Below are 24,548 nucleotides of genomic sequence, written 5' to 3'. Positions count from 1 at the left end.
CTGCAGCAGGCGGGCGTGGCCGATCACCAGGCCGAAGTGATGGTCGACATTTTTGCCGAAATGCAGCAGGAAAACAGCCTGACTAAAACGCACCTTTCGCAGGCCATGGAAGGCGTGATGCGGGCAAATCACGCCACCGCGCAACGTGTCGATAAACTGGCACAGAGCCTCAGGCATTTTGAAAATGAGGTCCGCCATACGTTTAAAGCCATTGAGCTACGGTTTGATAACGTCGATGAGCAATTCCGGAAAATTGATCAACGCTTTGAAAAAGTGGATGAGCAATTCAGGCTAATCGATCAACGCTTTGAAAAAGTAGATGCACAATTCAGAGAAATCGATAAACGCTTTGAAAAAGTGGATGAGCGCCTGCTGGATCTCGACCATCGCATGCAGCTCGGTTTCAATGAGCTCAAACGCGATAATCTGTGGCATCGGCGGCTGATGATGGCGATGGCCAGTGCCTTTGTGTTGTCAGCCGCCAAATATATTTTTGCCGGTTAGCCGGGCAGCCAGCCCGGCGCGCGCGTCAGGCCTGACGTAATGTCTCAAGCCTGGCGCGTTGCTGGCCGCGGGCGTCGAAGTTATCTGCCGCCAGCCAGCGCTCAAAGCCCAGCTTCACCTGCTGCCATTCGCTGTCGATGATAGAGAACCAGGCGGTATCCCGGCTGCGATTTTTATACACCACCACCTGACGAAACGTGCCTTCATAACGGAAGCCCAGCCGCAGGGCGGCGTTGTACGACGGCTGGTTACAGCTATCGCATTTCCACTCGTAGCGACGATAGCCGAGTTGTTCGAAGGCGTAACGCATCAGCAGATAGTGGGCTTCGGTGGCCATGCGGGTTTGCTTCAGCAGCGGTGAGAACACCACAAAGCCGACCTCCATCACGCCGTGCTGCGGTTCAATGCGCATCAGCGCCAGCGAGCCGACCGCCTGCCCGCTTTGCCGGTCAATAACCGCGAAGTGCAGGTAATCCGGACTCTGCTGGCACTGCTGCGCAAACGCCAGATAAGACGCTTCATCGTCAAAGCGCCCGACCGGCAGCCAGGTCCAGTCGCGGCCATCTTCCGCCAGCGCATAAGCCGCATACAGCTCGCGACCGTGACGTGCGGCATCCAGCGGCTCCAGCCGGCAATACTGGCCGGTGAAAATCTGCCCCTGCGGCAGCGGGCGCGGCTGCCACGCCTCCAGCGCCGGGCCGATGGGTTGTCCATAACGATTGGTCTGCGATGACATACGGCGATTCCTTCTGTGTGAGAGTGACAGCGTGCAGCGTGCCACTTTGCTGGTTCAGGAAAAAGCGCCACAATGTGACTAATCGATAGATCCACGGAGGCGCCGATGCGCGCATTAAACCGGCATTCGCTGCTGCTGGCACCGCTAGAGGCCGACGGCAGCCTGACGCTGCAACAGCAGCTTTATCAGCGGCTGCGCCAGGCGATACTGAATGGTCAGCTGGCGGCGGGCACGCGCCTGCCGGCGACCCGCCAGCTGGCGGCTGAACTGCAGGTATCACGCAATACGGTGATCGCCGTCTGGTCACAGCTACAGGCGGAAGGATTTATCCTCAGCGACCGCCAGGGAAGCCGCGTCAGCCGGCTGGCGCACACGCCGCTGCCAGCGCAGGCGTCCGACGACAGCGCCGACTGGCCGGTTTCCGCGCGCGCTGCCGGGTTGCACTCGCTGCATCGCCTCTCCAGCCAGGAGCTGGCGCTGCGCCCGAGCACGCCGGCGCTGGCGCATTTCCCGCTGGCGCAGTGGCGTCGCGCGCTCAATCAAACCGCGCAGCAGGCACAGCTGCTGGGCTACGGCGATCCGCTGGGTGAGCTGGCGCTGCGTGAGGCGCTGGCGCAGCATCTGGCGCTGGCGCGCGGCGTGCGCTGTGCGCCGCAGCAGATTGTGATTACCGAAGGCGCGCAGCAGGCGCTGACGCTGTGCGTCGCGCTGCTCACCAATCGTGGTGACACCGGCTGGGTGGAAGAGCCGGGCTATCGCGGCGCTAAAGCGGCGATGCGCCTCGGCGATCTGCAGATCGAACCGATTGCCGTAGATGCGCAGGGACTGGCACCGACAGCGCAGGACTGGCAGCAGCGCCCGCCGCGGCTGATTTACACCACGCCAACGCATCAGTATCCCACCGGCGCGATCATGAGCGCCGCGCGCCGGCTGGCGCTGCTGGCGGCGGCACAGCGGCATCAGGCGTGGATTATCGAAGATGATTACGACAGCGATTTTCGCTACAGCGGCGAGCCCATCGCCGCGATGCAGGGCATGGCGCAGCCGACGCCGGTGATTTACATCGGCTCCTTCAGCAAAACCCTGTTTCCGGCGCTGCGCATCGGCTACATGGTGCTGCCCGCCCCGCTGCTGCCACGGCTGCGGCCGGCCTTGCATGAGCTGTTACGCGGCGGTAACCGGCCGGAACAGCAGGCGCTGGCGCTGTTTTTACGCAGCGGGGATTTCAATCGCCACCTGAGCAAAATGCGCCGCCTGTATCGTCAGCGGCAGGCCACGCTGCGGGCTGCGCTACAGGAGACATTTGGTGACGAGGTGCCGCTGCTGGGAGGTGAATGCGGTATGCATCTGGTTTTGCCGCTGGCGGATACGGTGGATGATGTGGCGCTGACGGCGCAGCTGTTTCGCCATGGATATGCGCCTGGCGCGCTGTCCGGCTTTTATCTGGGCGGGCAAAAACAACAGGGACTGGTGCTGGGATACGGTAATACCAGCACCAGTCAGATAATGGCAGGCGTGGCGCAGTTAGCGCGCCTGCTGCCGGGCATTAACCCTTGAAGAAAATGTCGCCGGATTTGCCCATCACGATCTTGCCGCTGTCGTCAGTGATCAGGATGTAGTTGGCGTTGATGTAAGCCCAGTGCGTGCCTTCCTGCGGTGCTGGCAGGTGGCGCGGCTGCCACTCAACGATGGTGTACTGCTTTTTACGGTACTCATCCGGCACGACGTCACCGACTTTATACTCTTTGTAATCGATGATGATGGTGTGCAGATCGTAATTATTGGCCGCGGATGGCGCTTCACCCGGACCGTTTTGTGACGGGCGAATCGGTGCGACATCGCCACTGGATTCTGCCGGTTCACTGTTGGCGGGCGCATCGCTGGTGGCCGCTGGCGCTGAGGCGTCCGGTGCGGTTTGCTGCACCTGTGGCGGCATCGGTACGCTATCGGTTTGCTCACCTTCTGCCAGTGCTGCTGGCGTCAGGCTTAAAGCGCCCAGAAAAATTCCTGCTGAAAGAAGGGTGACGTGTGTCCTGCGCATTGGTGATTTCCACTCTGGTTAATTATTTAACTGTCCCATTTACTGACAAGCGCCACGTGCGGAAGGTTCCCGCGCCGCGCTTAGCGCGTCAAATTTCGCTCCACAGCATACCTCAGGCGGCGCGCTTTGCTGAGCAGCAAAATTGCAAGCAACCGTGTTCAGCACCCGGCGATCTTTACGCGCTAAATCACGCAGCAGCGCAATGCCGAGATAGTTGCTCCAGTTGAAGGCATTTTGCAGCACTACGATGGCATTGCCGTGGGCGCGATCGTAGCCAATAAAGCTGGCATAACCGCCAATATACCCCACCTGATAAGTGATCTGCTGCTGACCATAGGTATCGGTTACCCAGGCGATATTCTGCGCCTGATTGCCATGCTGCTCATAAGGATAATTGACCTGCGCCAGCGCCTGACCGAGCGCGCCGCGTGCATCGCTGTGCAGATGCGCATCGAGGTAGCGAATCAGATCGCGCGCGTTGCTGTACAGGCTGGCGGCCGCCACCATATTGCCGCGAAAGGCCCAGTCCGGCGTCAGCTGACCGCGCGCGATCAGTTTCGGCTGATCGCCGGCGTGGCCCAGCGCGCGCCACGGATAGCCGCGCAGGGTTTGCGGATGGAAGCTGCTGCTGGTCATGCCAAGCGGACCAAACAGCTGATGCTGCGCCAGCGTTTCAATGTCCTGATGCAGGCGATGCTGCAGAATATAGCCCAGCAGCGCATAGCCGAGATTGGAGTACTGCGCCGCCGGGTGCGCGGGGGCGCTGAAATCGGCCAGATAACTCAGCACGGCATCACTATCCAGATTGCCGTAAAAATTTTCGCCGCTGCGCAGGTAAGCCATAAATTTCAGGAACATCGGCAGATCCATATCCTGACGCGGCAGCCCCGAGGTGTGCGTGACCAGCTGCAGCAGCGTGATGCGTTTTGCATCCTCACTCAGCGGCACGCCGCGCGGCAGCAGCGTGGCCAGCGTGTCGTTCCAGTGCAGCTCGCCGCGATCCACCAGCCCGATAATGACCTCTGCGGTAACGCCTTTACTCAGCGAGCCCAGTGCAAACAGCGTATCCGGCGTGATGGGATAACGCTGGCGCGCATCGGTGACGCCATAGCTGTAAAACTGCGGCGCGCCGCGCTGGTGAATAATGGCGATGCTAATGCCCGCTACCTGCTTTTGCTGCATGTAGTGGCGCACAATGTCATCGACGTTTTCATGGAAGGAGGCGTGGGAAAGATAGACGCGATCGCCCACTGGAGCGGACGTTTGCGACAGCGTTCCGCAGCCGCTGAGCAGCAGACACAGGGCTGACAGCCGCAGGTGCAACCAGGCGCGAGAAAGCGTCAGCCGCTGAAGTCTGACGAAGCGGGAAGTAGCCATCAATTGATAAGTTATTTTTTATGTTATGCAGCAGGTGCCACTGGTGTTGGTGGCGAAATATACCACAGAACAGCGGGTGCGCCACCTGTCAGCCGCAGGTGGCGCCGGGCATTATTGATTAACCGGGATAACCGATCCTTTGTAGTGCTGGTTGATAAATTCAGCAGTTTGCTTTGATTCGAGATCTTTCGCTAACGCGAGAATGCGCGGGTCGCTGGCCAGCTTTGGCGTAGTGACCAGCACGTTGGCATACGGATTATCCTTTGCCTGTTCCAGCGCCAGCGCGTCTTTTGACGGCACCAGCCCGGCCTGCAGGGCATAGTTACCGTTAATAATCGCCAGCTGCGCATCATCCAGCGCGCGCGGCAGCTGCGGCGCTTCAACTTCAATGATCTTCAGCTGGTGCGGGTTGTCACTGATGTCCGCCGTGGTCACCAGCGTACTGGCGCTGCGGCTTTTCAGCGTAATCAGGCCGTTGGCCTGCAGCAGATAGAGCGCGCGGCTCAGGTTAGTGACGTTGTTGGGCACCGCCACCTGCGCGCCATCCGGCAGATCTTTCAGGGATTTCACTTTGTGCGAATAAATCCCGAGTGGCTCAATATGCACGGTCGCCACCACGGCAAATTTTTCGCCCAGCGCTTTTTCCTGATCGCGCAGATAAGGCACATGCTGGAAATAGTTGGCATCGACATCGCCACGCGCCAGCAGCTCGTTGGCATTTAAATTGCCGTTAAGCTCGATGACCTTCAGGTCGAGCTGTTTGTCGGTTTGTTTGATGTAGTTGAGAATCTCACTGTGCGGCACCGGATCGGCGGCCACGCGCAGTGCCGCGGCGGACGCCACGCTGCTGAACAGGGCCATCAGGGCCAGTGACGCTATCATCGTTTTCTGCATGGGCTTTCCTTACGTTTCTTATGATTTCACTGTGCTTAATGCATCAGCGTAATAGCGCTGCGCCACATCGCGATGGGAACGCAGACGCCCTTTGAGGTAGTTCCAGCCCACTTCGCGCAGCAGCGGATTGTCAGGATCGCTGGTCGGGCCGTGGGCTTCTGCCGCCAGCTGCGGCGGCAGCTGATACAGCGGTACTTCGGCATCCAGCTGCGCACCGAGGAAAAAAGCGATCGACACGCGTTCACGATTAGCCGGCGGCGACACCACGCGGTGCACGGTGGCGCGCAGATACCCATTGCTGGCAATCTCCAGCAGTTCACCGATGTTGACCACAAACGCGCCCGGCTTGGGCAGCGCATCCACCCAGTGACCGGGTGACACTTCCACCTGCAAACCGGGCTGATCGTCCTGCAGCAAAAAGGTGAGGAAGCCGGAGTCTTTGTGCGCGCCGACGCCCTGCTGGCTGGCTTCTGCTGCCTGACCGGGATAACGAATCAGCTTGATGTGCTCATTGGGCTGGGTGCCATACAGCGCGTCGAACGCATCCGGCGGCAGCGCCAGCGCTTTGGCAAAGGCCCGCAGCAGGCGCAGCGCGATGGCGGTCATCGCCTGCTGCCAGGCGTGCATCACCGGACGCAATTGCGGTAACGCCTCCGGCCATAAGTTAGGCCCCTGCAGCCGTTTCCACGCCGGATCGCCCGGCTGCAGCGTCAGCGCCACGCGTTCGGCACCGATATCAAACTGTTCACGCTGATCGCGCTGGTCGCGGGTGTATTCCACGCCGGCGTGGTTGTAGCCGCGAAAATGCGGCGAGTGGATCATTGCCACGCGCTGCTTCTCCGCCTGCGGCAGGGCAAAAAACGCCCGCGTGATACTCTGCACGTTGTGCAGCAGTTGCGGGTTGATGCCGTGATTAACCAGATAGAAGAAACCGACGTCACGTGCGGTCTCCCGCAGCTGCGCCAGGTAAGCTGCCTGCTCTGCGTCCGGTAATTCCAGCAGGGCCAGATCCAGTACTGGCAGGGTATCCGCCATGATGTTGTCTCCTCACTATCGGTAAATCCTGCGTTTACGCTGACATTCGCCGCCGTTTCCCGCCAATACTGTTGCGCGATAAGTTATGGCGATTCCTTTTTAGGCGCACTTCGGCTATCGATATGCAAAAAGCGGTAAATCAGGCGCGCTGCCGCTATAATCGCGCCCAGCAATTTTTGCCCACCAATGCACACCGCAGGAGACGCCGGATGAATCAGGGTCCGTTAACCGAAAAAGAGCTGAACTGGCTTGATGACATGCTGGAAAAATATGGCAACGAACACTCCGTGGTGGACACCGCCGAACTGGACGGCATGCTGACCGCCCTGCTCTCCGGCCCGAACGACATCGAACCGAGCGAATGGCTGGTGGCGATCTGGGGCGGTGAGAAAAAGATTCCTCAGTGGGCGAACGCGCGCGAAATGGACCGCTTCATGGCGCTGACCTTCCAGCACTTTAACGACATCGCCGAGCGGCTGGCGGAGTACCCGGAGCAGTTCGATCCGCTGTTCGGCGAGCAGGAGATGGAAGGCCAGCTGTTTACCGTGGTGGAAGACTGGTGCTACGGCTACATGCGTGGCATGGCGCTCGATGCGGACTGGGCGCAGCTGCCGGCGGCACAGCAACCGGCGCTGCAGGCGATTGCGCTGCACGGCAGCGAAGCGCAGCTGGCGCAGCGTGAAGCCTTCACCCCGGACGCGTTTGAGGCCAGCATCGAGGCGATTCGTCCGGCGGCGCTGGAACTGCACGAGTACTGGCAGGAACAGCGCATGGCGCAGCCCGATCCGGCTCCGCAGCTGCCGCATTTTGCCGGTGAAAAAACCGGCCGCAACGATCCCTGCCCGTGCGGCAGCGGCAAAAAGTTTAAGCAGTGCTGCCTGAATAAAGCCTGAGACATTCACGTCAACGCAGGCCAGCGCTAAAACTGGCCTGCGCACCGCGTTATTTCCCGGACGCGAGAAATTCTATCACCGCCGCATTCAGCGGCGCGGGGCACTCTTCAGGTAACCAGTGACCGCAGCCAGGTAACACTTTGCCGGTGACCTGCGAGGCGTAGCGGCTGACCACCTGCTGCTCATAGGCACCCAGTCCGCCGTGACCGCCACCGCCAATCGCCAGCATCGGCACAGCAATTTTCTCGCGGGAGAGCACTTTATTGTCCGCCACTCCCTGATTCAGCACCCGGTAATATTCAAAGGCGGCATTCAGGCTGTGCGGTTTTGCATAGGATTTGCTGTAAAGATCCAGCAGCGCCGGGGTGAACACCGCTTTGTTGGCGGCATGTTCTTTGATGAAATGCTCGAAGAACAGGCGCTCTTTACCGGCGATCAGCTGTTCAGCGAGCTGTCCCTGCGCCGCAAAGAAGCTGAAGTGCCACACCAGGGATTCGCCTTCAGGCGTAAAGGCCGGGAACTGATAGATGCTTTCATCCGGGATCGGCGCTTCCATAAAGATGGCGCGGCGGATGCTGTCCTGATGTTTCACCAGCAGCGGATAGGTATTCCAGATGCCAATGTCGTGCGCCACCAGGTCGAACTTTTTGCCGCCGGCGAACTGTTGTGCCAGCTGATAAAGCAGCGGCGCGACATCGGTGGCGCGATACGAATGCGGCACGTCAGACTGCCCCAGCCCCGGCAGATCCACCGCCACGACGGTATGGTTTTTTGCCAGTTCCGGCATCAGCTGGTGCCATTCGTACCACGTCTGTCCGAAACCGTGCACCAGATACACCAGCGGTCCGCTGCCGCCCTTCACATAATGCAGGCGCACGCCATCCACAGTTTGATAGCTGCTGGTGAAACCGGCGGGCAGCGGGAATTCATCCGCGGCGGTGCCGGCGGCGGAAAACAGCGCGGCTGAGGCAAGTAGCAGGGTTAACAGTAATTTTTTGAACACGTGATTGATCTCCATTTTGTCATAATGCCATTTAAAACAGTGGTTTAAATTTTTAAGTCAGCCCGGCAGGTCAGTGACCTTGTACGCGCTGGTGCCGCGCGCCGGCCTGAAAACCGTGCTGACGCGCCTGCAGTGCGATGAGGAAGCCAACCGCCAGCAGCAACAGCAGCGCCAGCGGGAAAGACGCCACGCCCCAATGGGTAAGCAACACGCCACCGGCCAGACCGCCGCCGGCAATCGCGCTGTTCCACACCACCACATTCATCGACAGCGCCACATCCGCGCCCTCGCCCGCCGCATCCGCCAGTGCCGTTTGCAGCAGCGTGGCCGCACCGCCAAACGTCAGCCCCCACAGCGCCACGCCGGCATAAACCAGCAGCGGCAAGCGCGCCAGCCAGATGAACAGCAGCGAGACCAGCGCAAACAGCGCCAGACTGCCGAGCACGGCGACGCGCAGGTGGTGATCGACGAGGCGACCGGCCAGGCCGATAGCCGCCAGCGCCGCGATGCCAAACACCAGCAGCACGCTGTCCACCTGTCCGGCGAGGCCCGCCTGGGTAACGAACGGCGCGATGTAGGTGTAGAGAATGTTGTGCGCCGTCATCCACGCCAGCACCACGCCCAGCACCGGGCGCACGCCTGGCGTCATGAACACTGTGCGCAGCGGCAGACGCTGATCGCTGCTTTGTCCCGGATAGTCAGGCACCCGCAGCAGCACCCAGCCGATCAGCAGCAGCGTCAGCGCTGACATGATGCCGAACGCCGTGCGCCAGCCCACCGCCGTGCCCAGCCAGGTGCCGACGGGAACGCCCAGCGCCAGCGCAATCGGCGTGCCGACCATCGCCACGGCGAGCGCTTTGCCCTGCTGATGGACCGGCACCATGCGCCGCGCATAGCCGGCCAGCAGGCTCCAGGCGAGTCCCGCCGCTGCGCCGGCGAAAAAGCGCGCCACCAGCGTCAGTGCGAAGTGGGTCGAAAACGTGGTGATGGAGTTGAAAATCAGGAAACCGACGATAGCCAGCAACAGCACGTTACGGCGGCGCCAGCCCTGGGTGGCAATGGTCAGCGGAATCGCCGCCAGCAGCGAGCCGAGCGCATAAACGGTTACGGTCTGCCCGGCCAGCGCGGTGGAAATACCGAGGCCCGCCGCCATCTGCGGCAGCAGTCCGGCCGGTAAGGTTTCGGTGATGATGCAGATAAAACCGGTCATGGCCAGCGCCAGCAGCGCGCCCAGCGGTAGCGGCCGGGTTTTATCCGCGGCGGTATTCAAAATTGTCACAATCAGCGTTCCCGATGTCATCAGCGTGCAGGTAAGGCGCGCGCCGGTCGTTGAAATTATATGTACCGATCAGTATATAAATTGGCGAAGTGCGATAACCTGTTACGGCTTAAGAACACACTATCGCGGATGCGCTATCAGTCACCCGCCAGCACAAATATATACTGATCGATACATTAATTGACGTGCGAGACGATTGTCAACGACTTATGTATCGATTAGTATTTAAGCATTGAGATTAACGGAGCACTGAGATGGCCACTATGGGACGGCCGCGTACGTTCGATCGTGATGCGGCCATTGAACAGGCGATGAAGATTTTCTGGCAGCACGGCTATGAGTCGACATCGTTAACGCAGCTGAAGGCGGGAATTGCCGGCGGTATTTCCGCACCGAGCTTTTACGCGGCCTTTGGCTCGAAGCAGGCGCTGTTTCAGGAGTGTGTGCAGCGCTATCTGTCGACTTACGCGCAGGTGGTGGAGCCGCTGTGGGATAACAGCCTGCCGCCCCGTACCGCAATGGAAACCGCGCTGCGGCGCTCGGCCAGCATGCAGTGTGAGTCCGGTCATCCGCTGGGATGTATGGTCGGCCTGGGCGTGATGAGTGCGCCTTCCGCCGAACACGCGGATGTCACCCAGCCGCTGGCGCGCTCACGCGCCCGCACGCTGGCAGGCATGACGGCCTGCGTGCAGCGCGGCATCGACAGCGGCGAACTGCGCGCCGACACTGATGCCGCCGTCCTCGCCATCGCCCTCGACGCTTTTCTGCTGGGCGTGTCGGTGCTGGTGCGCGATGGCGTCAACGGCGCGCAGATCGATACCGCCATCGCCCACGTCATGGCCGTGTGGGACGCGGCAAAATCCGTGACGGATTAAGCGCCCCAGCCGCCTGGCGACGCACGCTGAACATTACCCCGCCGGTTTGGCTTCGGTGACCAGCGTTGGCAGCTGCCATGCGCCGCCGGCGCGGATGGCACGACACATGCCGGTGGTGGCCTCGCTGCTCTGCACGAACTGGCGGCCATCCCACACCCATGCAGCGGTGCTCCAGCAGTCACCAATGCCGCGCCCTTTCTGCGCTTCGCTGATCACGCCGTCGTGATAATCAGATCCGGAATCGGTGATCAGCTGCGGCGTGCCCTGCAGCGCGTTATCCAGCAGCCAGAAACCATAGCCTTCGTTGTAAGCCCCGCGCCAGCACAGCGCGGCGATCAGCACGTGCTGCGCATCCACCGGCGTCAGCGTAGGCGGTTCTGCGCCCTCTTCCGGCTGATCGTCGGACGGCGCGAGATTGTCACAGCTGTCATCATCGGTCAGCGAGGCAATCAGCTTTGGCTTGACCTGCGCCAGTTCATCTGGCGTCAGCGGGCGCGGCGCGGCTTTCAGCACGTGGACCTGCTGGATCACCGGCATTGCCACTGCCGCCGGTACGCTGGCTTCCGGCTGATTACCCTTGCGCACCAGCGCGCCCGGCGTGTTCAGCCGTCCCTGCGCCTCATCCATTTTTAACAGCGTGGCAAAGGCCCCGTTGCCGGAGAGCTCAAACGGCTCGGCCGCACCGCGAAACTCCACTCTGGCGCTGCCTTTGATGGCGGCGATCAGCGCCTGGGTCTGCGCGTCGCTCAACGTCCACTCATCGTTCTCCGCTTTGCTGACCTCGCCCAGTGCACGATCGTCAATCCACAACGCCAGCGCATTCACCTGCTGCGCATCATCGTCGCCGGTATCGGCCAGCACCACGCGCCCGTGCGTCAGGCTGTCTGGCCCGCCGGCGCGCGTCAGCAGCACCGATCCGCCCGCGCCCTCTTCGGCGCTGTAGCCGGCGGCGCGGCAGGTCAGCGTATTATCACAAGCCAGCTCCCAGTCTTTATGGCTAAACGAGACGCCTTCGTCGGCCCACAACGGCGTGCTCAGGCTGGCGAACAGCGTCAGCGCCAGCAGCAATCGGCTTTTCATGCCATCTCTCCCTAATGGTAAAGGTGGCTAGTGTGATGATTTTTGCGGCGCGGGAGAAGTGAATTTTTTGCGGCGGGTCTTATTCCATCGCTGCCTGTGGTTGTGGCTGACGCGCCATCAGGCTCAGCGCCACCAGCATCGCCAGCGCCACGGCAATCGCGCCAGCGAGATACACCGAAGCCACGCCGCGGTGGGCGGCCAGCGCGCCCGCCAGCGGACTGGTGACTGCCAGTGCGATATCAAGAAACGCCACGTAAGCCCCCATCGCCAGGCTGCGGGTGTGCGGCGGCGCACGGCGTACCGCTTCCACGCCGAACGCCGGAAAGGCCAGCGAATAGCCAAAACCGGTCAGCGCCGCGCCGAGATAAACCAGCGTCGCGTCATCAGCGCGCCAAATCAGCAGCTGACCGCAGGCTTCAATCAGCACGCACACCAGCGCGACACGCGCGCCGCCCAGCTTATCCGGCAGATGGGCAAAGAACAGGCGCGCCGCGATAAACGCCACGCCAAACGCGGTGAACGCCAGCGACGCGTTGCCCCAGGCCCTGGCCGCAAACAGCAGCGCGATAAACGCGGTGATCATGCCAAAGCCGACGCTGGCAAGCGCCAGACCCAGCCCGGGCCGCCACACCGCGCCCATGACTTTGTAGAACGGTGTCCGTTTGGTCGAGGTCGGCGCGACGGCGCGCACCTGGGTGATAAACATCAGCGGCAGCAGCGGTACCACGATGATCGCCATGGCGATGCCGGTGAAGTGCCAGCCGTGATAAATCGCCACGCCCAGCGGCGCACCCAGCGCCCAGGCGCCGTAAATCGCGATACCGATCCACGCCATCACTTTACCGGCATTGGCCGGTCCCACCAGCCCAAGCCCCCAGCCGAGCGCGCCGTTGGCCAGCAGGCTCTCGCCCAGCGCCAGCACCACACGCCCCAGCAGCAGGATGGCCACCGAGCTGGCAGGCCGATCAACGAACAGCAGCGAAATCAGGTAGATCACACCGGAACTTGCCACCACCAACAGCCCGGCCAGCACCGCGCGTTTCGCGCCGCGCATATCGGCGAAGTTGCCCGCCCACGAACGCGTCAGCAGCGACGCGACAAACTGCGCGCCGATGACCGTGCCGATCGCCAGCGTATCCATGCCGAGGTTCTGCTGCAGATGCAGCGGCAGCACCGGCAGCTGCATCCCCATGGTGAGAAAAGCGATAAACACCGCCAGCGTCACCGGCAGCAAGGTGATAAATACATTATTTTTCATCGATATAATCCAGAAAAACTGCCGCGCGCAGCGGCAGCGTGATATCAGAGATGGGTGTAATAGGCAGGCGTATCGAGCTCGCTCAGCAGGTCCGGGCGGGTTGCAGACCAGTCCAGCAGCGTGCGCGTACGCTGGCTGGAGACCGCCATGTTGCCCGCCGCAATGTTGGCGAACCAGCCAAAGTGTGCCCGTTCGCGCTCGCCGCTGGGCAATCCGAGCTGGCGTCCGATCGTCTCCGCGATTGCGCGGAACGGCACCGCCTCATCGGCCACCGCGTGATAAACGCGTTCGGTGACGCCCTGCTCCAGCGCCAGCCGATAGACGCGCGCCGCATCGCGACGGTGCACGCCGGACCAGCAGTTCTCACCGCTGCCGCACCAGGCGGAAATCCCGCTCTCACGCGCCAGCCGCACCAGAATCGGCACAAAACCGTGGTCGCCGAGGCCATGCACTGACGGCGCCAGCCGCACTGTCGCCACATGCACGCCGCGCTGCGACAGCGCCTGCGCCGCCGCTTCCGACTGACGCGGTGACACCGGCTGCGGCTGATCCAGTTCCGTCGCCCCGCGCGCCATACCGGACAGGCCGGACGTCACCAGCAGCATGCGATCCGATCCGGCAATCGCCTCGCCGAGCAGCTCGATCACCTGACGGTCCTGCTCGCAGTTCTGCACGAAGCGCGAGAAATCATGGTTAAACGCAGTATGAATGATGGCGTCCGCAGAACGCGCGGCATCACGCAGCACGTCAGCATCCTCCAGCGAACCGCGAATAACCTGTGCGCCAGTGACGGCCAGCGCCACGGCTTTTTCCGCCGAACGCGCCAGCCCTGTTACCTGATGGCCTGCCGCGATCAACTCTTCCACCACCGCTGAACCTACCCAGCCGGTGGCCCCGGTGACAAATATCTGCATGGTCTTCTCTCCTGCACGTTAAAACGCGAGTGTTTCGTCGTGTTGATATGATGCGTGCTGTGGAGCGGTGGCGCTAATCGCATCAGCAAAGCAGGATCAAGCCTTGACGGACAAGGCCTGAGGGCATGAAGACCGCGACTTATTCGGCGAGAGTTCAGGTTTACAGCGCCGCCACAATCTGCTGGCGCAGCCATTGCTGGGCGGGATCGCGATGCAGGCGCTCGTGCCACAGCATCAGGATGTCAAACCCTTCAATCTGCAGCGGCGGTGCAAGCACGCGGAGCTGCGGCGCGTTTCGCACCAGGCGCTCCGGCAGTACAGCGACCAAATCGCTGTTAGCCAGCGTGTCGAGCATAAACAGAAAATGCGGCACCGAGAGCGCGACGCGGCGCGTGCGGTCGAGCCTGGCCAGCGCGCGATCGGTGGCGGCGCTGAAGCCGCCGCCATCCGGCGAAACCATCACAAACTCCAGCTGGCAAAAACGGTCCAGCGTCAGGGGCTGCTGCAGTTGCGGATGATCGCGCCGGCCGGCCAGCACGTAGCGCTCGCTGAACAAGCGACGCTGATGCAGCGTCGGCGGCGCGTTGTCACCGGTGTGAAACACCATATCCAGCTCGCCCTTCTCCAGCTGCTGCGCTACCTGCGGCGGATTGAGTGCAAACACCGCCATGCGGCTGCGCGGTGCTGCTTCACGAATGAGTTTCAACGCCGGCAGGATCAGCGCCGATGACATGTAATCGGTGGCGGCAATACGCCAGGTGAGCTCCGCGCGCGCCGGATCGAACGCTGCCGGCGGTGCCACCGCGCGCTCCAGCGCTTCCAGCGCCAGACGCAGCGGCTCGCGCAGGGCCTCGGCGCGGGCGGTGGGCAGCATGCCGCGCGGACCAGGCAACAGCAACGGATCGTCAAACAGCACCCGCAGGCGCGCCAGCTGGGCGCTCACCGACGGCTGCGACAGATTGAGGCGCTGCGCTGCGCGCGTCACGTTCTGCTCCACCAGCAGCACGTCTAAGGTGTGCAGCAGATTCAAATCCAGCGCGTGCATATTCATACTATCTATACCTGAGATATCAGTAATTGATTTCTAATATAGCCAGAGCTGGCTTAACCTGCAGCGGTTTTCATCTCACAGGATACCGCCATGAATGTTTTGATTGTGTATGCCCATCCGGAACCGCGCTCGCTGAATGGATCGCTGAAAGACTTTGCCGTGAATCATCTGCAGCAGGCGGGCCATCAGGTGCAGGTTTCAGATCTGTATGCCATGCAGTGGAAAGCACAGCTGGATGCCGCCGACACGCTGGCGCCCCCGGTGGGCGCGCATTTTGATGCCACGCTGGATTCGCGCTTCGCCTACGACAACCAGTTGCAGGCAGCGGACATTGCCGCCGAGCAGGAGAAGCTGCGCTGGGCCGACACGGTGATTTTTCAGTTTCCGCTGTGGTGGTTTTCGATGCCGGCAATCATGAAAGGCTGGTTTGACCGCGTGTATGCCAACGGTTTTGCCTATGGCGTCGGCGAGCACAACGATCATCACTGGGGCGATCGCTACGGCGAAGGCACGCTCGCCGGCAAGCGCGCCATGCTGGTGGTGACCACCGGCGGCTGGGAGTCGCACTACGCGCCGCGCGGCATCAACGGCCCGATTGAGGATCTGCTGTTCCCGATCCAGCACGGCATGCTGTTCTATCCCGGCTTCAGCGTGTTGCCACCGCTGGTGTTGTATCGCGTGCAGAAGTCGGCGCAGGAACGCTTCGCCGACTGGTGCGCCGTGCTGGCGCAACGACTGGATTGCTTAGCGCAGGATCAACCGATTGCCTTCCGCCGCCAGAACGGCGGTGAATATGCGATTCCGGCGCTGACGCTGCGCGAGGATCTTGCGGAAGGCGAGCGCGGATTTGGCGTGCACGTGGCGCGCTGAGCCGCAGGCCGCCAAACCGCAGCGGCGCGCTGCCGTATTATTCAAACAGCCAGCGCCCCGCCTGCGCCGACGCAATCAGCATGCCGAGCGTGAAATCCGGCACCACCGGCACTTCACGCTTGTTGAACGGGTTGAGGATTTGCGCCAGCGACGGTTCGTCCGGGTAGTAGGTTTCAATAGCGAAATTTGCGCGATCGACCGCGAACTCACTGAAAAACTCCTCCATCAGCGCGGCGGCTTCGTCGCGCTCGAAGTTGAGATCGCTGTCGATATCAATCTGCGGCGTGAGCGTTTTCTGCTTGAACAGATATACGCCGTCATAGCGCCGCACCAGTTCATAGATACGCTGTTCGAGTTGCTCTGTCATCGTCGCCTCTTCGCCTGTGCTGATTGGATCGCAGGGCATTTTGCCATGCCTTGCCCTCTTCGCCTAAGCATTAACGTGCGGCGCTGAGAACCTCGATAGCCGTCTGCTGAAAACGGGCAGTTTCCGTTATTTTGGCGATGATTTGTTTACGAATGGCTTTGCGCTGCGTGCGTGAGTTTTTATCAAAGAAATCAGCGACGGGAACAAGCTTGATATCCACATCCTCAGACATGCGGTTAAGCGCAATACCCGCCTTAGATAAAGCGGTTCCACCACAAAATACCAGTTGATGGCTCCCGAAGTTCAAAGGCTGTAACAGCCGCAGTAATTCAACAATATAGAAATCCTTTTCCACGATAGCGACAGACTCGATGCCTAATGCATCGGCTACATCAGGAAATAACGCTATGAAGTCATCCATTTAATTTACTGCTTCCTACTGACAAGGTGCGTTTAAAACGTGGCGACGTTTTGATCTGCATGGATGCAGGAATCTGCGTGGTTTTCCCACTGTTATAGGCATCCGACGCGCCAACCAGACGATAATCAACCTTCAGACGTTCGAGCGTCTCGATGACAACGGCAGCAGAACCACCGGGTGCAGCAGGCATTACCTTGCCCGTAATCGCGTTCTTTCTTGCTTTGGTGTACACGCCATAGCCAACCTTAAGCAGCTGGCCGTCGTTCACCAGTTCCCGCAGTACACGGCCAATCTGGTCGTAACCGGCAAGATCGTTGAAGTCATCACGCGTGAAAACATAACGCTTAGAGCGTTTCAGCCGTGACTGCATGCGCGCTTTAATAGTCATGTTGCGTCCTCTCTGTTCATTTTTGCATCATAGCAAACATACGACATTATGGAAAGCAAACATACGACATCAAGTCTCCTACAAGCCTTGCTATCAGCGGGTTTCAGTGCAATTAAGGTTTCAGGTTAGCAGACAGTGTTACTGTATGAAGTCATTCCCGATGACCTTCGCCATCGGGATTCCTCATCATTTAAGCGGCAGATAGATATCCGTCAGCAATTCATGTTCCGCCACCTCATGCACGAAGTTGTGATAGTGGAAGAACAGCGGGAAATCGCGCAGCTCTTCACCGCTGGCCGGCAACCATTCGCTGTAGAGCGAACGCGCCAGCTCGGTCAGTGCGCTGTGCGAGCCGTGATGACGCAGTACCGCGCAGCGTCCGCCGGGAATGGTGCTGTTGACGACGCCAAAGGCGTTGTCTTCATTAATCGGCGCAGTCACCGAACCGCAAAGGTGATACTGAAAATCCGCGGCTGGCGTGCTGGCCGGATCGTGCGGCGCGACACCAAACGTCTGGCTGCTGCGCACCGGCGATGCTCCGCTGCTTTTGCGCCAGGCAATAAACTGCGCCGCCGTTTCGTTGATGCGCTGCGGATCGCCGTGATGCGTGAGCATCGCCACCGGCGTGGTGGGAAACATTTTAATCTCAACTGACATACTCTCTCTCCGTTTGACGGGTGGCTGAGGCATGCGCTGATGCCAGGTAATCCACACCGGCTGCTGACGAAACTCACTCGGCGTCACGTCAAATACCTGTTTAAAGGCGCGACTGAATGATTCGGCATGCTGGAAACCGGCATCGAGCGCAATCTCAATGATTTTCTCGTGCGGATTGAATGCCAGCCGGTACGACGCCCGTTTGAGCCGCATCAGCTGGATGTAACGCCCCGGCGGCATGCCGCACCAGGCGCTGAACTGGCGGTGAAAATGGTACGGCGAAAAGTGCGCCACTTCACTCAGTTGCTCCAGCAGCAGCGCTTCATCAAGATGGCGTTCGATGTAGTCGAACACCTTGTCGAAGCGCTTGCGGTAGGTCTCGCGGTGATCGTTTTTGTTTACTGGCATAGCATCCTCTCTGGGGAATGAGTATGCCCGTGTGGCGGGGAGTGGGCCTGATGGATCTTGCGGAGTTAAAAAATAAATTAGATAACGTAAACATAGATAAATTACTTTAAAACATTAACATCACGAAATCAAATAATCACAGGAATTGTATGGAAGAATAAAAAATTTAATTCAACATCCATTCTCGCATGCACCATGGATGATTAAAAAAATAAGCATATTATTTCACCCATCAACACCGAGAAATAAATACTACGTTTCACATCAATTAAAAAATCCATCGCCACCCCACAATTAAAAATCATTAGATCAATACTGCATAGTACCCCCCCGAAACGGCATTCATAAAAAATAGAGCCACTAAACCTCTAAATTCACATAATTAAAAAATCCAGCTTACCAGCCTAGTTAATATCAAAATATGATTATCATATTAAAAATGTAATTTTAAAAAAATCCATTATAATACAATAAAAAAACACTAATGGCATAAATCAAAACTAATTTTATAAATGGAAAATATTGAGTATCATTTAATTCTCATCAGCCATATACCTGAGATTATTTTGCCCCTTCAGGAATAGCTCAAGCTAGCGCGAAGTTGTTTTGATGTCATAATGACTTATAAAAATAAAATATGAAAAATGATATCATAGTGTTATAATGAAGAAAAAACTCAGCCAGGTAGCAATGAAGAAATTACAATTACATATTGATATCCTTAAAGAGTCTTTCGATTCTTTAGATAAAAAATCAATTATAGACGCAATCGATCTTGACCGCTTCGATCTAATCTTACGCGATCATATAACAATCAAAGATATGCGCGACGCTGGTAGTTTCTTTACTGGCTCAGCGCTCGCATTAGAATCCATAAATAGTTTCAACATTCCCATAAGTAAGGAATCAAAAGTTCTTGACCCTGCTTGTGGAGCAGGTAACTTACTAATTCAAATAAGTAAAACTTTACCTATTTATGATAATTTACTTGACACAATAAAATCATGGGGAAAAGTACTTTACGGATTCGATTTACATCAACAATTCGTTGATGCAGCTAAAATTCGGATAATACTTGCGGCCCTATCAAGAGGATGCGTTAAAGATTGCACTCTTGAGACTGCAATGTCTAATTTAAACAACCTGCATTGCCAAGATGCATTGACTATAAACAAAGAATCATTAAATAACATTACTCATATAGTCATGAATCCTCCGTTCACAATAATCAGCCCTCCGTCAGATAATTTCTGGAAGGATGGCAAGGTTAACTTTGCAGGTGTATTTTTAAAAAAATTCATTGAGCTATCTCCCGCAGGGTGTTGCTTTAGCTTTATACTTCCTGATGTTATTCGTTCAGGAAGTCGCTATAATCATTTAAGAGAATTTATTTCTAATAACGTATTGGGGAAAATAAAAATATGGGGCCGATTTAATGTAAAAACTGATGTTGATGTTTTCATCCTTTCTGGAAATAAAAAAGAGAACATTAAGGAAAGCATTAAATGGAACAATGCCTTACATGCTGAAAAGACACTGTCAGAAAAATTCGATGTTAGAATAGGCCCTTTAGTAGCTTATAGAGACCCAAAAGAAGGTGAGTTACTTCCTTATTTGCATCCTAAAAATTGCTTTGCCTGGGAAATAAAAAATAAAGCTGACGAATATCGTAATTTCTTGGGAAAAGGCATTGAGTCACCCTTTATAGTTGTTAAAAGGACATCGAGCCCGAAGGATAAATTTCGCGCATCAGCAACACTTATAACCATCCCGGGAAAAGTTGCTGTTGAAAATCATTTAATTATAATAAAACCTAAAAATAACAGTCTTGAAGATTGTAAAAAATTGTTGAAAATTCTTCATTCTAGTGATACTAACTCTTTCTTGAATGATATGATTCGAGTTAGACATTTAACTGTTGGAGTAGTTAAAGGAATACCTATCAAGGACATATAAATGAGCCGAAAACTTGTTGCCAGAAAGCCATTCGATTTTTCAGCAAGAGTAACCTTACAGTTGGGTCGAGAAAGTATTTCAAGCTCAACTGTAGCCGTATCTGAATTAATAAAAAACTCTTACGATGCCGATGCCGAAAACATTTATCTCAAGTTTAATATAAAGAAAAAAGGTTGCATTTCGACTCTAATAATTCAGGATGATGGATTGGGCATGGACGTTGATACTCTTGCAGAACATTGGCTGAGAATTGGCACTAATAACAAGTCTATAACTGAATTATCAGCAAGTAAGAATAGGGTATTGACCGGGGCTAAAGGGCTCGGAAGATTAGGTATAGATCGGCTTTGTAAAAAAATGTTTTTATTCACAAAAAAACAGGGGAGCTCAAAAGTCACTCAGCTTAATGTAGATTGGCGTAATTACGAAAAACCAGGAATTTCGCTCAGTCAAATTCAACATGATATCTATGAATTAGATCTCCCCGTAAATAATAAGTATGGACCAGTATTCAGTGAGATAGAGGATAAGGGCACATATTTAATTTTAGTTGGTTTGCGTGACGAGTGGAATAAAGAGTTTATTAGCGCTCTTAATAATGAACTGAGATTACTTATATCACCTTACAGATCAAAAAACGACTTTAAAATAAACCTGGCTATTAAAAATGATGAAAACTATGAATCGTTTGAGATTGATTCACAAGAAATACTTTCTAGCTCGAGTTGGAAAATTCAAGCTAGCATTGATAAGTTTTATCGAGTAAAAACTTCCTTTCAAAACAACGATTCAGGTGAATTAGTTGAACACCCCCCCATAGCATGGGCGAACTGGATAAGCAACCAAGGTAATGAACCTTTATTTGGGCCATTAAAGTTTGAATTTTACTATATACCTCGTAAGAAAGAATTATTAAACAAAGTGAATTTATCATCTAAAGACTGGTCACGGTTCATGGAACTAAACCGAGGCATAAGAATTTACCGAGATGATTTCAGAGTCAGACCTTATGGTGAACCCAGTGGAAAAGGAGACTGGCTCGATATAGGTTATCGTAAAGCTCAGAGTCCGGGAGGCATCAGCCAGGGAGGATGGCGAATTGGCCCAGGCCAAATAATTGGTGCGATAAGCATTTCTCGTCAAGAAAATAGCATTCTTAATGATCAAGCTAATCGAGAAGGTATTGTTGAAAATGACGCATTTTTTCAAATGCGGACCTTCGCTTTAAAGTTGATTGAAATGTTTGAGGAGCTTGCTCACAAGGCTGCATCAGGTGATGAAAACACTGATTTGTCGATTGAGCTAGAAAAAATTTTAAACGATTCCAATGAGGAGTTCAGCGAAGCTGTAGAGAACATAAAAAAAATAGCGTTCACTAAGAAAAAAAACACCAAAAAGAAAAAAGCAATTCCCAGCGCAGCTTTGTTATATCAGCGAGTAAAGGAATTAGAACGAGCTAAGATAAATCATGAAAAAGCGATAGAAATCTATTATCAATCTTTAGAGAAAGAAAGAGAAAAACTCATAGAAGAAAAGAATACTTTGTCTAATCTAGCCTCAATAGGAATACTAACTGTTTGTTTCGGTCATGAGATTAGGACGCAATCAGCATTAGCATTAGAAAATACAGATGAGCTGAGTCTGATTATAAAGGAGTCTGAAAGAAATGAAACCCCAATTAACTATTCCGAATTAACTCAAATCAGCAATTTAGTTAAAGATAGTGTTAACTACGTAAATAACTTTTCAAAACTTGCAATTAATAATATCAAACCTGACAAGCGGAAAAGAAAAAAGATTAATGTCCCTTCGGTTTTTGAATATATATTTAACCTAATGGATAAAACTCTTACCAGAATGGGTATTGTTTATAAATACAGTTATCTCAGGATCAAAAAAGAAGAGTTTAATGTCAGATCTTTTGAGATAGACTGGGAGAGTATAGCTATTAATTTAATGACAAACTCTCTGTGGGCGTTAGGTTCTAAATATAGAGATGAGAGATTTATAAGAATAGTCTTTGAAAGAGTAGGTGGGACTAAATTAAGGATTAGTTTTGAGGACTCAGGTTGTGGTCTTGAGGAAGGCCAAGAAGAGTCAATATTTCTACCAATGAAAAGTTCAAAAAGAGATAGAACTGGAAACGTAATTGGAACTGGTATGGGATTAGCAATTATACACACGCAAGTTGTTGAACATATGAGTGGGAATGTTTTCGCAAAAAGTCATTCCGAAATAGGTGGCGCCGGTATCTATATTGAAGTAAATCAGGATGCGTAAAATGAACGGAAAAATCATATTTATTGACGATCAAGAAGATGTAAGAAGCACCTATGGTAGAAAGTTAACTCGTATTTTCAGCAATCACGCCGAAATTCTAACTTTGCCTCCTGAAAAAAATCTCGAGCTGATGTTAAAAAAACTAGACAGCATCGAAGATAAAATAATGTATGTCATTGATGAAGAATTAACTCTGACCGGTGGTGCTGATTATAACGGAGCATTTTTGATTGAACATATTCGATTAACGGATAGAAGAATACCTATTTACATACTAACAAGTAATTCAGCAGCTATTGACAGTCATTTAGGAAATGTTGAATTTATTATAGACAAACAGGATTGGAGCGCAAATCAAGATAATTTAGCGGAACGATTTTTTAGGCACATAGATACTTATAACGAAATTAAAAGCAGCCAAGAAAAAAGATTCGATGAATTATTAACAAAATCAATAAATACTGTATTAAGTGATGAAGAAATGAATGAATTTAATGCATTAAATTTAAACAGAGCTAAGAAATTAATCAATGAATCACTGATCAGTAGCAATGACCTGGAAAACTTAGAAATAGTAGCAAAAAAAATTGATGAATTGAGAAATAAAATCATGGGGACAGATAATGAGTAAGACTATTTTCTTTCCTATTTTAACAAGGAGAGAAGCTCAATACTATCACAATAGAGATGGTAAGTTTTATGCCAACTATTCGGACAACTATGAGAAAATTGCGCATGATTGTCTACATAGATGCGTTTATTGCGATGCGACAGAAAAGGAATGCGGAGGTGACCCATTTTCATTGGATCACTTTCGCCCTAAATCGATTTTTTCAAAATCTTTCACCGATGAACAAATAAATCATCCTTATAATTTATATTTATCATGCCAAAAATGTAATGTACTGAAAAACAAAGACTGGAAAGGGTGTATAGAAACTATTGATGGATTTACATTTAATGGAAAAATAGGATATATAGATAGATTTCGCGACGATATAAATGCTTACTTTAGAGTTGAGGAGTCTGGTGAACTAGCATCTAATGATGCTAATGGACCAGGCGAATACATGATAAGAAAAATGCTACTAAATAGAACCAATAGAGTTTACTTACGCAAGAAAAGAATGGTTTCGGCATTACTAAATGAATTAAACAGAGAAATTACCACAGCGATGGAAAAAGTTTATTCTGAATGCGAACAGAAAAGCATTTCTTCAGAAACCGCTTTAAAAAAGATAAGTCGATTACTTATTATTAAAAGCGAATTTGATAAGTTAATTGTATAAATAAAAAGGCCTTTATTAATAATAAAGGTCGTTTAAATCCTAATAAACTACACAACACGAAGAATTCAGTTTTATGTAAAAGAATTTTAACTCAATTATGGTGCCGAAGGCCGGACTCGAACCGGCACGTATTTCTACGGTTGATTTTGAATCAACTGCGTCTACCGATTTCGCCACTTCGGCACTGAAGAGGATGCGGAAAACGTGGGCGATTATACCGTTACGCGCTTGCGGCGCAACCGGAATCGACGGGGATGTGCGCTAAGCGTCGAAAAAAGCAGCGCTGCCAAAAACGCTGCGCAAAACCCCGGCAATCGCCTCCGGAACTCTCCCAAACTCGCGCGCGGCGGCCACTTCTCCGGAACTTTCTGCCGCCACATGCCTCTTAACCACAACTGACGCAGTCAGACGTATAAGCACAACGAGGTTGAGATGAAAAAAGCAACACAACGGTTAGTTTGGGGATGGGGTATCGCGGCGGCACTGGTAGCGGGAAGCGCATCGGCGGCGAGCTGGCAGGATCAGCTGAGCAGCGCCGCATCGCAGCTGTCGCAGCAGAACAGCGGCAACACCGCCACCAGCAACACGCAGAACGGCGGACTGTCGCTCTCTTCGCTCAGCGGCCTGCTAAACGGCGGCGATAAAGCGGTGAGCGCCAATAGCATGACCAACGCCGCCGGCGTGATGGAATATTGCGTGCAGCACAACGTGGTGGATAACAACGTGAAGTCGGTGAAAGATCAGGTGCTGAGCAAGCTGGGCCTGAGCAGCACCACCGCGCAGCAGCAGAAAACCGATTACCAGCAGGGGCTGCAGGGCCTGCTGAACACCGGCAACGGTCAGCAGCTGAATCTGCAGAGCCTGAGCAACTCGCCGATGGGTGAGAAGCTGAAAACCAAAGCCTGCGATGTGGTGCTGAAGCAGGGCAAAAAATACATCGGCATGTGATTCCTTCGCGCGGGTTCAGAGGCC

24 protein-coding genes, 1 tRNA gene and 1 pseudogene are annotated in these 24,548 nt (G+C 54.4%); 10 read left to right on the top strand and 16 right to left on the bottom strand.

Annotated features, from left to right (window positions below; all coding sequences use genetic code 11):
* The first annotated feature begins 15 nt into the window (after positions 1-15).
* Positions 16-504 carry a hypothetical protein gene (locus F3J36_RS21445; RefSeq protein ID WP_230201092.1) on the top strand — a complete coding sequence of 163 codons (489 nt, stop codon included), beginning with the start codon at positions 16-18 and terminating at the stop codon, positions 502-504.
* A 25-nt stretch (positions 505-529) separates the two neighbouring features.
* Here F3J36_RS21445 and F3J36_RS21440 read toward each other — a convergent pair whose 3' ends face one another.
* The gene (locus F3J36_RS21440) at positions 530-1,240 is read right to left on the bottom strand and encodes a GNAT family N-acetyltransferase (RefSeq protein ID WP_166720550.1); all 711 of its coding nucleotides are present in this window, start codon (positions 1,238-1,240) and stop codon (positions 530-532) included.
* Positions 1,241-1,345: 105 nt separating this feature from the next.
* Between F3J36_RS21440 and F3J36_RS21435 the strand changes: the two genes are divergently transcribed.
* Positions 1,346-2,797, top strand: coding sequence for a PLP-dependent aminotransferase family protein (locus F3J36_RS21435; protein WP_166720549.1), 1,452 nt, complete (start codon positions 1,346-1,348; stop codon positions 2,795-2,797).
* Here the strand turns inward: F3J36_RS21435 and F3J36_RS21430 are convergent.
* The 4 genes from F3J36_RS21430 to F3J36_RS21415 form a co-directional block, all read right to left on the bottom strand.
* A complete protein-coding gene (locus F3J36_RS21430) occupies positions 2,787-3,281 on the bottom strand; it encodes an RcnB family protein (protein WP_166720548.1) in 495 nt (164 codons plus the stop codon). The two genes, F3J36_RS21435 and F3J36_RS21430, sit on opposite strands and share 11 nt — an antisense overlap.
* 39 nt (positions 3,282-3,320) lie before the next feature.
* Entirely contained in the window at positions 3,321-4,658 is a 1,338-nt protein-coding gene (locus F3J36_RS21425; RefSeq protein WP_247653230.1) for a serine hydrolase, read from the bottom strand.
* A gap of 111 nt (positions 4,659-4,769) precedes the next feature.
* Positions 4,770-5,552: a MetQ/NlpA family ABC transporter substrate-binding protein gene (locus F3J36_RS21420; protein ID WP_159377921.1), complete on the bottom strand. Its 783-nt coding sequence runs from the start codon at positions 5,550-5,552 to the stop codon at positions 4,770-4,772.
* An 18-nt stretch (positions 5,553-5,570) separates the two neighbouring features.
* Complete coding sequence (locus tag F3J36_RS21415; RefSeq protein ID WP_249042746.1) at positions 5,571-6,590, bottom strand: isopenicillin N synthase family oxygenase; 1,020 nt, start codon at positions 6,588-6,590, stop codon at positions 5,571-5,573.
* A gap of 206 nt (positions 6,591-6,796) precedes the next feature.
* On the opposite strand from F3J36_RS21415, the gene F3J36_RS21410 reads away from it, so the two are divergent.
* Positions 6,797-7,480, top strand: coding sequence for a YecA family protein (locus F3J36_RS21410; protein WP_166720547.1), 684 nt, complete (start codon positions 6,797-6,799; stop codon positions 7,478-7,480).
* A 49-nt stretch (positions 7,481-7,529) separates the two neighbouring features.
* Here F3J36_RS21410 and F3J36_RS21405 read toward each other — a convergent pair whose 3' ends face one another.
* Together F3J36_RS21405 and F3J36_RS21400 are read right to left on the bottom strand one after the other, a co-directional pair.
* Positions 7,530-8,483, bottom strand: a complete 954-nt coding sequence (locus tag F3J36_RS21405; RefSeq protein WP_166720546.1) for an alpha/beta fold hydrolase — start codon at positions 8,481-8,483, stop codon at positions 7,530-7,532.
* A gap of 70 nt (positions 8,484-8,553) precedes the next feature.
* A complete protein-coding gene (locus F3J36_RS21400) occupies positions 8,554-9,693 on the bottom strand; it encodes an MFS transporter (RefSeq protein ID WP_247653231.1) in 1,140 nt (379 codons plus the stop codon).
* A gap of 323 nt (positions 9,694-10,016) precedes the next feature.
* Between F3J36_RS21400 and F3J36_RS21395 the strand changes: the two genes are divergently transcribed.
* Complete coding sequence (locus tag F3J36_RS21395; protein WP_166720544.1) at positions 10,017-10,637, top strand: TetR/AcrR family transcriptional regulator; 621 nt, start codon at positions 10,017-10,019, stop codon at positions 10,635-10,637.
* Between the two features lie 33 nt (positions 10,638-10,670).
* On the opposite strand, the gene F3J36_RS21390 is transcribed toward F3J36_RS21395, so the two are convergent.
* The 4 genes from F3J36_RS21390 to F3J36_RS21375 all read right to left on the bottom strand — a co-directional run bounded on the left by F3J36_RS21390 (position 10,671) and on the right by F3J36_RS21375 (position 14,940).
* On the bottom strand, positions 10,671-11,717 hold the full coding sequence (locus F3J36_RS21390; RefSeq protein WP_166720543.1) for a DUF1176 domain-containing protein: 1,047 nt from the start codon (positions 11,715-11,717) through the stop codon (positions 10,671-10,673).
* A gap of 79 nt (positions 11,718-11,796) precedes the next feature.
* Positions 11,797-12,975: an arabinose transporter gene (locus F3J36_RS21385; RefSeq protein ID WP_166720542.1), complete on the bottom strand. Its 1,179-nt coding sequence runs from the start codon at positions 12,973-12,975 to the stop codon at positions 11,797-11,799.
* A gap of 44 nt (positions 12,976-13,019) precedes the next feature.
* Positions 13,020-13,889 carry an SDR family oxidoreductase gene (locus tag F3J36_RS21380; protein ID WP_166720541.1) on the bottom strand — a complete coding sequence of 290 codons (870 nt, stop codon included), beginning with the start codon at positions 13,887-13,889 and terminating at the stop codon, positions 13,020-13,022.
* 160 nt (positions 13,890-14,049) lie between these two features.
* Complete coding sequence (locus F3J36_RS21375) at positions 14,050-14,940, bottom strand: LysR family transcriptional regulator (RefSeq protein WP_166720540.1); 891 nt, start codon at positions 14,938-14,940, stop codon at positions 14,050-14,052.
* 90 nt (positions 14,941-15,030) lie between these two features.
* Here F3J36_RS21375 and F3J36_RS21370 point away from each other — a divergent pair, with 90 nt between their 5' ends.
* Positions 15,031-15,810 (top strand): NAD(P)H-dependent oxidoreductase, encoded by a 780-nt coding sequence (locus F3J36_RS21370; protein WP_166720539.1) that lies wholly within the window; start codon positions 15,031-15,033, stop codon positions 15,808-15,810.
* A gap of 37 nt (positions 15,811-15,847) precedes the next feature.
* On the opposite strand, the gene F3J36_RS21365 is transcribed toward F3J36_RS21370, so the two are convergent.
* The 4 genes and pseudogenes from F3J36_RS21365 to F3J36_RS21350 all read right to left on the bottom strand — a co-directional run bounded on the left by F3J36_RS21365 (position 15,848) and on the right by F3J36_RS21350 (position 18,051).
* Positions 15,848-16,177 (bottom strand): DUF1493 family protein, encoded by a 330-nt coding sequence (locus tag F3J36_RS21365; RefSeq protein WP_058757234.1) that lies wholly within the window; start codon positions 16,175-16,177, stop codon positions 15,848-15,850.
* 121 nt (positions 16,178-16,298) lie between these two features.
* Positions 16,299-16,598, bottom strand: a pseudogene (locus tag F3J36_RS21360) (nucleotidyl transferase AbiEii/AbiGii toxin family protein); the annotation flags it as partial.
* Positions 16,591-16,986, bottom strand: coding sequence for a DUF6088 family protein (locus F3J36_RS21355; protein WP_088516726.1), 396 nt, complete (start codon positions 16,984-16,986; stop codon positions 16,591-16,593). The pseudogene F3J36_RS21360 and the gene F3J36_RS21355, both read right to left, overlap by 8 nt.
* A gap of 186 nt (positions 16,987-17,172) precedes the next feature.
* Positions 17,173-18,051, bottom strand: coding sequence for a GyrI-like domain-containing protein (locus F3J36_RS21350; RefSeq protein WP_166720538.1), 879 nt, complete (start codon positions 18,049-18,051; stop codon positions 17,173-17,175).
* Between the two features lie 663 nt (positions 18,052-18,714).
* Here F3J36_RS21350 and F3J36_RS21345 point away from each other — a divergent pair.
* From F3J36_RS21345 to F3J36_RS21330, 4 genes are read left to right on the top strand one after another with little or no spacing between them, the layout of a single operon-like run.
* Complete coding sequence (locus tag F3J36_RS21345; RefSeq protein ID WP_247653229.1) at positions 18,715-20,007, top strand: N-6 DNA methylase; 1,293 nt, start codon at positions 18,715-18,717, stop codon at positions 20,005-20,007.
* A complete protein-coding gene (locus tag F3J36_RS21340; protein ID WP_166720537.1) occupies positions 20,008-22,287 on the top strand; it encodes a sensor histidine kinase in 2,280 nt (759 codons plus the stop codon). It abuts the gene before it with no gap.
* Between the two features lies 1 nt (position 22,288).
* The gene (locus tag F3J36_RS21335; protein ID WP_166720536.1) at positions 22,289-22,918 is read left to right on the top strand and encodes a hypothetical protein; all 630 of its coding nucleotides are present in this window, start codon (positions 22,289-22,291) and stop codon (positions 22,916-22,918) included.
* Positions 22,911-23,576, top strand: a complete 666-nt coding sequence (locus F3J36_RS21330; RefSeq protein WP_166720535.1) for an HNH endonuclease — start codon at positions 22,911-22,913, stop codon at positions 23,574-23,576. The genes F3J36_RS21335 and F3J36_RS21330 overlap by 8 nt, the downstream gene beginning before the upstream one ends.
* 98 nt (positions 23,577-23,674) lie before the next feature.
* Here F3J36_RS21330 and F3J36_RS21325 read toward each other — a convergent pair.
* Positions 23,675-23,759: transfer RNA gene (locus tag F3J36_RS21325), tRNA-Leu, on the bottom strand.
* A gap of 249 nt (positions 23,760-24,008) precedes the next feature.
* On the opposite strand from F3J36_RS21325, the gene F3J36_RS21320 reads away from it, so the two are divergent.
* A complete protein-coding gene (locus F3J36_RS21320) occupies positions 24,009-24,524 on the top strand; it encodes a DUF2501 domain-containing protein (protein ID WP_021506733.1) in 516 nt (171 codons plus the stop codon).
* The last annotated feature ends 24 nt before the right edge of the window (positions 24,525-24,548 follow it).

The sequence above is a fragment of the Pantoea sp. Cy-640 genome (assembly GCF_011752635.1).
GTDB classification, from domain to species: domain Bacteria; phylum Pseudomonadota; class Gammaproteobacteria; order Enterobacterales; family Enterobacteriaceae; genus Pantoea; species Pantoea dispersa.
The sequence above is the reverse complement of the archived record's forward strand: the minus strand, read 5'-3'. Positions and strand labels throughout refer to the sequence as shown.